The 8543-nt window shown below is 66.3% G+C and carries 7 protein-coding genes and 1 pseudogene; all 8 read right to left on the bottom strand.

The window, feature by feature from the left end:
• Nucleotides 1-192, bottom strand: a pseudogene (locus VGH68_RS08490) (cell division protein FtsW); the annotation flags it as partial.
• The gene (gene murD, locus VGH68_RS08485; RefSeq protein ID WP_331603133.1) at nt 189-1700 is read right to left on the bottom strand and encodes a UDP-N-acetylmuramoyl-L-alanine--D-glutamate ligase; all 1512 of its coding nucleotides are present in this window, start codon (nt 1698-1700) and stop codon (nt 189-191) included. The gene murD and the pseudogene VGH68_RS08490, both read right to left, overlap by 4 nt.
• A 26-nt stretch (nt 1701-1726) precedes the next feature.
• Nucleotides 1727-2896: a phospho-N-acetylmuramoyl-pentapeptide-transferase gene (gene mraY / locus VGH68_RS08480; RefSeq protein WP_331603132.1), complete on the bottom strand. Its 1170-nt coding sequence runs from the start codon at nt 2894-2896 to the stop codon at nt 1727-1729.
• A 17-nt stretch (nt 2897-2913) separates the two neighbouring features.
• Nucleotides 2914-4326: a UDP-N-acetylmuramoyl-tripeptide--D-alanyl-D-alanine ligase gene (locus VGH68_RS08475; RefSeq protein WP_331603131.1), complete on the bottom strand. Its 1413-nt coding sequence runs from the start codon at nt 4324-4326 to the stop codon at nt 2914-2916.
• The gene (locus VGH68_RS08470; protein ID WP_331603130.1) at nt 4323-5894 is read right to left on the bottom strand and encodes a UDP-N-acetylmuramoyl-L-alanyl-D-glutamate--2,6-diaminopimelate ligase; all 1572 of its coding nucleotides are present in this window, start codon (nt 5892-5894) and stop codon (nt 4323-4325) included. Before VGH68_RS08470 ends, VGH68_RS08475 begins: the two co-directional genes overlap by 4 nt.
• Nucleotides 5891-7759: a penicillin-binding protein 2 gene (locus tag VGH68_RS08465; RefSeq protein WP_331603129.1), complete on the bottom strand. Its 1869-nt coding sequence runs from the start codon at nt 7757-7759 to the stop codon at nt 5891-5893. Before VGH68_RS08465 ends, VGH68_RS08470 begins: the two co-directional genes overlap by 4 nt.
• Entirely contained in the window at nt 7756-8106 is a 351-nt protein-coding gene (gene ftsL / locus VGH68_RS08460) for a cell division protein FtsL (protein WP_331603128.1), read from the bottom strand. Before ftsL ends, VGH68_RS08465 begins: the two co-directional genes overlap by 4 nt.
• On the bottom strand, nt 8103-8543 hold a 441-nt coding region (gene mraW, locus VGH68_RS08455; protein WP_331603127.1), incomplete at its 5' end, for a 16S rRNA (cytosine(1402)-N(4))-methyltransferase. The genes ftsL and mraW, both read right to left, overlap by 4 nt.

The raw sequence follows: 8543 nt of genomic DNA, 5'->3' as shown, positions 1-8543 counted from the left end.
CAGCGCGACGACCACCCACAGCAACGAGTGATCGTAGTCGAGCATCCGCGAGCGCAGTGGACGAACGCCGTTCACGGCACTCGCGAGACCACTGCCGCCCGAGCGGCCTGAGGCGCGGCCCGTGCTACCCGTATCGCCATTGCCGGCACGGGAGCCGGCCAGGCGCGAACCGAAGCGTTCTGACCAGCTCATATCATCGTCCCCCGTTCTGCCGCGATGTCTTCCACCGTGCTGCGGAACACCTGCGCGCGATGGGCGTAACCTTTGAACATGTCAAAGCTCGCGCACGCCGGCGACAGCAACACGGCGTCGCCAGGTTGCGCCAATGCGGTGGCGGCCCGCGTCGCTTCTTCGAGCGTCGCGTGGTCGGTCATCGCGATGCCGCTATGGTCGAGCGCGGCGCGGATCCGGGGCGCGTCGCGGCCAATCAGCATCACCGCGCGGCACCAGCGCATCACGGGCGCGGCGAGCGGCTCGAAGTCCTGGCCCTTGCCGTCGCCGCCGGCGATCAGCACGACGCGCTGCGCGAGACCGTCGAGCGCGGCGACCGTCGCGCCGACGTTGGTGCCCTTGCTGTCGTCCACGTAGTCGACGCCGTCGATCGACGCGATCAGTTCGACCCGATGCGGCTCGCCGTGATATTCGCGCAGCCCATGCAGCAACGGCGCGCCGGGCAAACCAATCGCGCGCGCGAGCGCATAGGCGGCGAGCGCGTTGGCGGCGTTGTGCAAGCCGCGAATCCGCAGTGCGTCGGCGGGCATCAGGCGCTTGAAGCCGATGTCCGGCGTCGCGGCCTCTTCGTTCTTGCGACGGCGCCTGGTTACCGGTTCGTCGATCGCGTCGCGATCGTGTGCCTGCACGAGCCACAGCATGCCGTTCTCGCGCAGCAGCCCGTAGTCGCCGTCGTTCTTCGGCTCGGTGACGCCGAACGTGACGATCTCGGCGTCAGCGCTCGCGGGGGCCAGCGCCATCACGCGCGCGTCGTCGCGATTCAGCACGCGCACGGTCTGTGTACCGAAGATGCGGCCCTTCGCCGCCGCGTACGCATCGAGTCCGCCGTGCCAATCGAGGTGATCCTGGGTGATGTTCAGCACGGCCGCCGCATCCGGTGCGAACGTGTGGGCCGTCTCCAGCTGGAAGCTCGACAGTTCGAGCACCCATATGTCAGGCAGTGCGGTGTTGTCGATGGCTTCGCTTAGCTTGTCGAGCAACGACGGGCTGATGTTGCCCGCCACCGCGACCTTCTTGCCCGCGCGCTCGCACAGCAGCCCCGTCAGACTCGTCGTCGTGGTCTTGCCGTTGGTGCCGGTAATCGCGACCACCTTCGGCGCATAGCCGGATTCACCGAGCGCGCGCAACGCGTGCGAGAACAGTTCGAGCTCGCCCCACACGGCGATGCCCCGCTCGCGCGCGGCGGAGATCAGCGGCAGCAGTTCGGCGGCAAACGGCGACAGGCCCGGACTGATCGCGACCAGCTCCACGCCTTCGAGCAGCACCGGCGAAAACGGGCCGCCGACGAAATCGGCATCGACGCCGTGCGCTTCGAGCGCGGACAGGTTCGGCGGCACCTCGCGGGTATCGGCCACACGCAGCCGACAGCCGTGCCGCGCGCACCAGCGCGCCATCGCGAGACCGGATTCACCCAGTCCCAGCACGAGCACCATCGGCTTTTGCCGATCCCGAAACTTCTCGCCGAACATCGCCTGCTTCCTTTAATACCTGCCGCTTAACGCAGTTTGAGCGTGGACAAACCGAACAGACACAACATCAACGTGATGATCCAGAAACGCACGACCACCTGCGTTTCCTTCCAGCCTGACAATTCGAAATGGTGATGCAGCGGCGCCATCTTGAAAAAGCGCCGCCCTTCGCCGTAGCGGCGCTTGGTGTATTTGAACCACGTGACCTGCAGCATCACCGACAGCGTTTCGGCGACGAAAATGCCGCCCATGATGAAGAGCACGATTTCCTGACGGACGATCACCGCGACCGTGCCGAGCGCGCCGCCGAGCGCGAGCGCGCCGACGTCGCCCATGAACATCTGCGCCGGGTGAGTGTTGAACCACAGGAACGCGAGGCCCGCGCCGCCCATCGCCGAACAGAAGATCAGCAGTTCGCCAGCGCCCGGAATGTGCGGAAACAGCAGGTATTTCGAATACACCGAACTGCCCATCACGTATGCGAACACGCCGAGCGATGCGCCGACCAGCACGACCGGCATGATCACGAGGCCGTCGAGGCCGTCGGTCAGATTCACCGCATTGCTCGCGCCGACGATCACCAGATAGGTGAGCACGATGAAGCCCCACACGCCGAGCGGATAGGTGATCGACTTGAAGAACGGCAGCAGCAGGTCCGCGCGCGCGGGCAGCCCCATCGACAGGCCGCTGCGCACCCACGCCATGAACAGGTCGAGCACCCGCACGTTGTTCGCCTCGGACACGCTGAACGCGAGATAGACCGCCGCGAACAGGCCGATCACCGACTGCCAGAAGTACTTCTCGCGCGACGACATGCCGCGCGGGTCCTTGTAGACGACCTTGCGGTAGTCGTCGACCCAGCCGATCACGCCGAACCCGAACGTGACCAGCATCACGATCCAGATGAAGCGGTTGGTCAGGTCGGCCCACAGCAGCGTGGCCACTGCGATGCCGAGCAGAATCAGCACGCCGCCCATCGTCGGCGTGCCGGATTTGACGAGGTGGGTTTGCGGACCGTCGGTACGGACGGCCTGGCCTACCTTCATCGCGGTCAGCTTGCGAATCACAGCCGGGCCGCAGACGAGCCCGATCAACAGCGCGGTGATGGTGGCCATCACCGCGCGGAACGTCAGATAACTGAACACGCGCAAAAAGGTTGCGTCATTCTGCAGCCATTGCGCCAGCGCCAGTAGCATGCTTGGTCCTTCTTATTTCAATGTGCGGCGGGCGTCGTGCCCGCAGCGTTGGGTTGTGGACTCGTCACGGCGTCCACCACGCGCTCCATTTGCATGAAGCGCGAGCCTTTCACGAGAAACGTTGCGGCAGCGCCGAAGCCGGCCTGCTGCAGTTGCGCGACCAGCGTGCCCACATCGGCGACGTGGTGCGCGCGGACGCCGTATGCGGTGCAGGCGTCGCGCGACGCGTCGCCCATCGCATACAGCGCGTCGATACCGCGCTCTTTCGCATACGCGCCGATTTCGCGGTGAAACGCGGGGCCGTGGTCGCCGACCTCGCCCATGTCGCCCATCACGAGCACACGCGGCGACGGGCGCGACGCAAGCACGTCGATCGCCGCACGCATCGAATCGGGATTCGCGTTGTAGGTGTCATCGATCACGGTCGCGCCGGCGAGTGTGCCGAGCGCGGCCTGTTTGACCTGCAAACGGCCTTTGACCGGGCTGAACGACTCGAGACCGCGCTTGATCGCGTCGAGCGATACGCCCGCCGCGAGCGCCGCCGCCGTCGCAGCGAGCGCGTTGTGCGCGTTATGGTCGCCGAGCACTTGCAACATGACGTCGAACTGGCCTTGCGGCGTATCGATGCTCAGGTGTTTGCCGTCGAACGCGCCTTTCACCGCGGCTTCGGTCGTGCGCTGTGCGTTGTTCAGCGCGAAATCGACGATGCGATTGCCGGTTGCGGCCACCCGCCAGATGCTCGCGTACGCGTCGTCGGCGGGGAACACCGCGGTGCCGTCGGGCGGCAGCGCGTGAATCACGCTCGCGTGTTCGAGCGCGACGGCTTCGACGGTCGCCATGAATTCCTGATGCTCGCGCTGCGCGTTGTTCACGACCGCAACGGTCGGTTCGGCGAGCTTCGCGAGCAGTTCGGTTTCGCCCGGATGGTTCATGCCGAGTTCGACCACGGCCAGCCGATGCGCGGCGTGCAGGCGGAACAGCGTGAGCGGCAAGCCGATGTCGTTGTTGAAGTTGCCCGCGGTCGCCAGACGCGCATCCGCGCCCACCGCGGCGGCGAAGATTGACGCGATCATTTCCTTGACCGTGGTCTTGCCGTTGCTGCCCGTCACCGCGACGAGCGGCATGTCGAACTGGCGGCGCCAGCCGCGTGCGAGCGCGCCCAGCGCATCGCGCGTATCGGCGACGCGGATCGCCGGCACGTTCCAGCGGTCCGGCGTGCGCGCGACCAGCACGGCCGTCACGTTGCGCGTCGCCACGTCCGCGAGGAAGTCGTGCGCGTCGAAGCGCTCGCCCTTGATCGCGATGAACAGATCGCCAGGGCCGGCGCTGCGGCTATCGGTCGAGACCCGCTCGAAGCGCACGCTGTCGTCGCCGGTCACCGTCGCGCCGGGGATCTGCGCGGCGGCCGCGCGTAGCGAGAACATGCTCATTCGCCACCTCCGCGTGCTTGCGTCGCCCGCGCGGCGAGCGCCAGGCGAGCGTGGTCCTGATCGGAGAAAACGCGCTTCTTGCCCATGATTTCCTGTGTCGCTTCGTGCCCCTTGCCGGCCAGCACGATCACGTCTTCGCGGGCGGCGCCACGGATCGCCTGCAGGATCGCGCTCGCGCGGTCCTCGATGCGGCGCGCGGTCGATGCATCCTTCATGCCGGCTGCGATCTGCTCGATAATCGCGAGCGGATCTTCGCTGCGCGGGTTGTCGCTGGTAATGACGAGGCCGTCCGCGAGCCGCTCGGCGATCGCTCCCATCAGCGGACGCTTGGTCGCGTCGCGATCGCCGCCGCAGCCGAACATGCAGATCAGTTCGCCGCCGCGTGCGGTCGCGATCGGGCGCAGCGCTTCAAGGGTTTTTTCGAGCGCGTCGGGGGTATGCGCGTAGTCGATCACAACCAGCGGCTCGTCGTTCTGCAGCCGCCCGCCGAGGCGCTGCATCCGGCCGTTCACCGGCTCGAGTTTCGCCAGTTCGGCAAGCGCCGCGTCGAATCGCACATCGGCGGCGAGCAGCGTGCCGAGCACGGCGAGCAGATTGCTGACGTTGAAGAGACCGAGCGTTTGCACTTCGACGTCGGCGCTGCCCCAGTCGGACGTGGTCAGATGAAACGCGGTGCCGGTGGCCGTCGCGCGCACGTTCGAGGCGAGCAGCCACGCGTCGGCCGCCGGCATGTCCTGCGGCATTGCCTGCGTCAGGCCGGCCGGCTGCGGCTCGATACCATACGCGATCGTGCGCGCGTGGCCCTGCGTGCTGGCGAGCAACCGGCGCCCGGCGGCATCGTCGCGATTGATCACCGCCGCGCCCAGTTCCGGCCACGCGAACAGGCGCGCTTTGGCCGCTTCGTAGGCTTCGAACGTGCGGTGATAGTCGAGATGGTCCTGCGTAAGATTCGTGAACACCGCGATGTCGAACGACGTGCCGTTCACGCGCCCCTGATGCAGCGCGTGCGACGACACTTCCATTGCGATCGCCTGCGCGCCCGCGTCGCGCAATTGCGCGAGGCTGCGTTGCAGTTGCGGCGCATCGGGCGTCGTGAAGCCGGTGTGCGCGAGCTGGCCGGGAAAGCCGGTGCCGAGCGTGCCGACCACAGCGCACCGCGAGCCGAGCGCGGACAGCGCGGAAGCGATCCACTGGCTGCATGAGGTCTTGCCGTTCGTGCCGGTGATGCCGACTGCGAGCATCACGTCGCTCGGGTCGCTGTACCACGCGCTCGCGATCGCGCCCGCAAGTTCGTTCAGCGCGGGCACCGCGTGCGCGATCGACGGATCCAGCGTGCCGCTGAAACCTTCGGGCTGCACCAGCACCGCGGCCGCACCGCGCTCGATCGCGTTGGCGATGAACGGCCGGTTGTCGGCGCCGTCAACCGCGTACGCGAAGAATGCGTCGCCGGCCGCGAGCGAGCGCGTGTCGGCGTGCAGATGCGCGCCTGGCTGCACGCGCTGGTGCAGCCAGGCGAGGGCGTCGGCGATCTGCCGGTGCGCTGGATGTTGCTCGCGCAGCGCGCTCATCGCTCGACTCCCGGGTGAGTCTTCGAGTTGGCGGAAATGGTCATCTTTTTCACGCCAGCGTTGGTGGACAATTTCTTCGCCTGCACCGGCGTGGCCGGCGCGCCCGGCGCGGGCGGCGCCGAATCGTCGGACACCACCATCTGCTTGACTGGCATGTCGGGCGGCACGTTCAGCGCGCGCAACGTGTCGCCGACGATGCCGGAGAACACCGGGCCCGACACCTGGCCGCCGAAGTGGCTACCTGCGGTCGGTTCGTCGACCGATACGGCTACGACGATGCGCGGGTTAGGCATCGGCGCCATGCCGACGAACGACGCGCGATATTTGGAGTGGTCGTAGCCGTGCGGACCGTGCTTGTACGCGGTACCGCTCTTGCCGCCGACGCGATAGCCGGGCACCGCCGCATCCGGCGACGTGCCTTGCGCCGACACGACGGATTCGAGCATCGTGCGCACTTCGCGCGCGGTGGTCGGCGAGAAGATCTGCGGACCGGTGGCCGGTGCGTCGGTCGGCGTGTGGAAAATCGTCACCGGCACGATCTGGCCGTCGTGTGCGATGGCGGTATACGCGCGGCCGAGCTGGAACAGCGACACCGACAAACCGTAGCCGTACGACATGGTCGCCTGTTCGATGCGGCGCCAGCTCTTCCACGGACGCAGACGGCCCGCCGCCGCGCCGGGGAAACCGACCTTCGGCGCCTGACCGAGACCGATGCTGGTGTACATGTTCCACATCTCTTCGGGCCGCAGCTGCATCGCGATTTTGGTCGCGCCGATGTTGCTCGACTTCTGGATCACGCCGCCGACCGTGAGCACGCCGAAGGCGCTATCGTCGGTGATCGGCGCGCCGTCGAGAACGAAGTGCCCATTGCCCGTATCCACCAGTGTAGTCGGCGTCACGCGGTGCAGATCGAGCGCGAGCGAGATCGTGAACGGCTTCATGATCGAGCCGGGCTCGAACGTATCGGTCAGGATGCGGTTTCGCAGCTGCTCGCCCGTGAGGCGCGAGCGGTCGTTCGGGTTGTAGGTCGGGTAATTGACGAGCGCGAGCACTTCACCGGTGCGCACGTCGATCACCATCGCCGCGCCGGCCTTCGCCTTGAACTTCTCAACCGCGGCTTTCAGGTTCGTATAGGCGATGTACTGGATCTTGCTGTCGATCGACAGATCGACGTCCCGGCCGTTGTGCGGCACGACCTGCTCGTCCACATCCTCGATGATGTGGCCCATCCGGTCCTTGATCACGCGGCGGCTGCCCGACATGCCCGCGAGCAGCTTCTGGTCGCCCAGCTCGACGCCTTCCTGGCCCTCGTCCTCGACGTTCGTGAAGCCGATCAAGTGAGCGGTGATCTCGCCCTCCGGATAGAAACGCTTGTATTCCTCGCGTGAATAGATGCCGGGGATGTCGAGCGCGGCGACTTTCGCGGCGACGTCGAGCGGCACCTGGCGCTTCACGTAGACGAAGGTCTTGTCTTCCGACAGCTTCGTGCGCAGCTCTTTGGTGGTCATGCCGAGCAGCTTGCCGAGCGAGTCGAGCTTGTCCGCGCCGAGGTCGTCCGGCACCGACTCGGGAATCGCCCAGATCGCGCGCACCGGCAGACTCGTCGCGAGCACGAGGCCGTTGCGATCGAGAATCTTGCCGCGTGTGGCCGGCAGTTCGATGCGGCGCTGATAGCGGATTTCGCCCTGCTTCAGATAGAACGCGTTGCCCGGTCCCTGAATCCAGAACGCGCGCGCGGCCAGCGCAAAGAACGCCATGAACAGCATGAACACGACGAGCTTCGAGCGCCACATCGGCAGACGCACCGACAGGATCGGGTTGGCCGAAAACGCGACGCTCTTGTGCGCCGACGACGATTTTTTCATCGCGTGCCTCCGCGACGGGTCGCCGCCGGCGCCGAGGCCGGAGCGGAAGTCGGAATGGGCGCGTCCAGCGCCGTCGCGGCGCCGGGGGCGAGCGTCAGGTACTGAGTGCGGCCGGTCGTGACCGATTGCATTTTCAGCGAGGAGGTTGCGATCTGCTCGATGCGCGAGGTTTTCGACAGCGCGCTCTGCTGATACTGAAGTTGCGAATAGTCCTGCTGCAGCTGACGCTCCTGCGATTGCGCGCGCTGCAACTGGATAAAAATTTGACGCTGCTGATTGGTCGCGTTGACGACCGACAACGCACAGCCCATCACGATCATCAGCAGGAAGATGTTGAGACGGTTCATGGTGCGATCCGCTCCGCCACGCGCATCACGGCAGAACGGGCGCGCGGGTTGGCGGCGACTTCAGCGTCGCTCGCGAATACACGGCCGATGATCTTGAGCGGAGGGCTGGGCAGGTCGACCGCACGGATCGGCAGCCGGCGGTCAACCGCCGGCGTGCTCGCGTGCGCCTGCATGAATCGCTTGACGATCCTGTCCTCGAGCGAATGAAAGCTGATGACCACCAGCCGCCCCCCTTGTTCCAACAACGACAATGCTGCTTCTAGAACGACTTGCAGCTCCGCAAGCTCTTGATTGACGTGAATCCGTATAGCCTGAAAGGTGCGGGTTGCCGGATCCTTGCCCTTCTCACGGGTTTTGACGACGTTAGCCACGATTTGGGCAAGCTCGCCCGTGCTGACGAGAGGCCCAAGACGGTCGGACTCTGCCCGGCGAGCAAC

The sequence above is a fragment of the Paraburkholderia sp. genome (assembly GCF_036488505.1).
Lineage (GTDB): Bacteria > Pseudomonadota > Gammaproteobacteria > Burkholderiales > Burkholderiaceae > Paraburkholderia.
The sequence above is the reverse complement of the archived record's forward strand: the minus strand, read 5'-3'. Positions and strand labels throughout refer to the sequence as shown.

What these genes read in the sequence shown, in the direction of transcription:
- murD (WP_331603133.1), bottom strand. Translation starts at nt 1,700, where the DNA reads ATGTTCGGCGAGAAGTTTCGGGATCGGCAAAAGCCGATGGTGCTCGTG.
- ftsL (WP_331603128.1), bottom strand. Translation starts at nt 8,106, where the DNA reads ATGAACCGTCTCAACATCTTCCTGCTGATGATCGTGATGGGCTGTGCG.
- VGH68_RS08465 (WP_331603129.1), bottom strand. Translation starts at nt 7,759, where the DNA reads ATGAAAAAATCGTCGTCGGCGCACAAGAGCGTCGCGTTTTCGGCCAAC.
- VGH68_RS08475 (WP_331603131.1), bottom strand. Translation starts at nt 4,326, where the DNA reads ATGAGCATGTTCTCGCTACGCGCGGCCGCCGCGCAGATCCCCGGCGCG.
- mraY (WP_331603132.1), bottom strand. Translation starts at nt 2,896, where the DNA reads ATGCTACTGGCGCTGGCGCAATGGCTGCAGAATGACGCAACCTTTTTG.
- VGH68_RS08470 (WP_331603130.1), bottom strand. Translation starts at nt 5,894, where the DNA reads ATGAGCGCGCTGCGCGAGCAACATCCAGCGCACCGGCAGATCGCCGAC.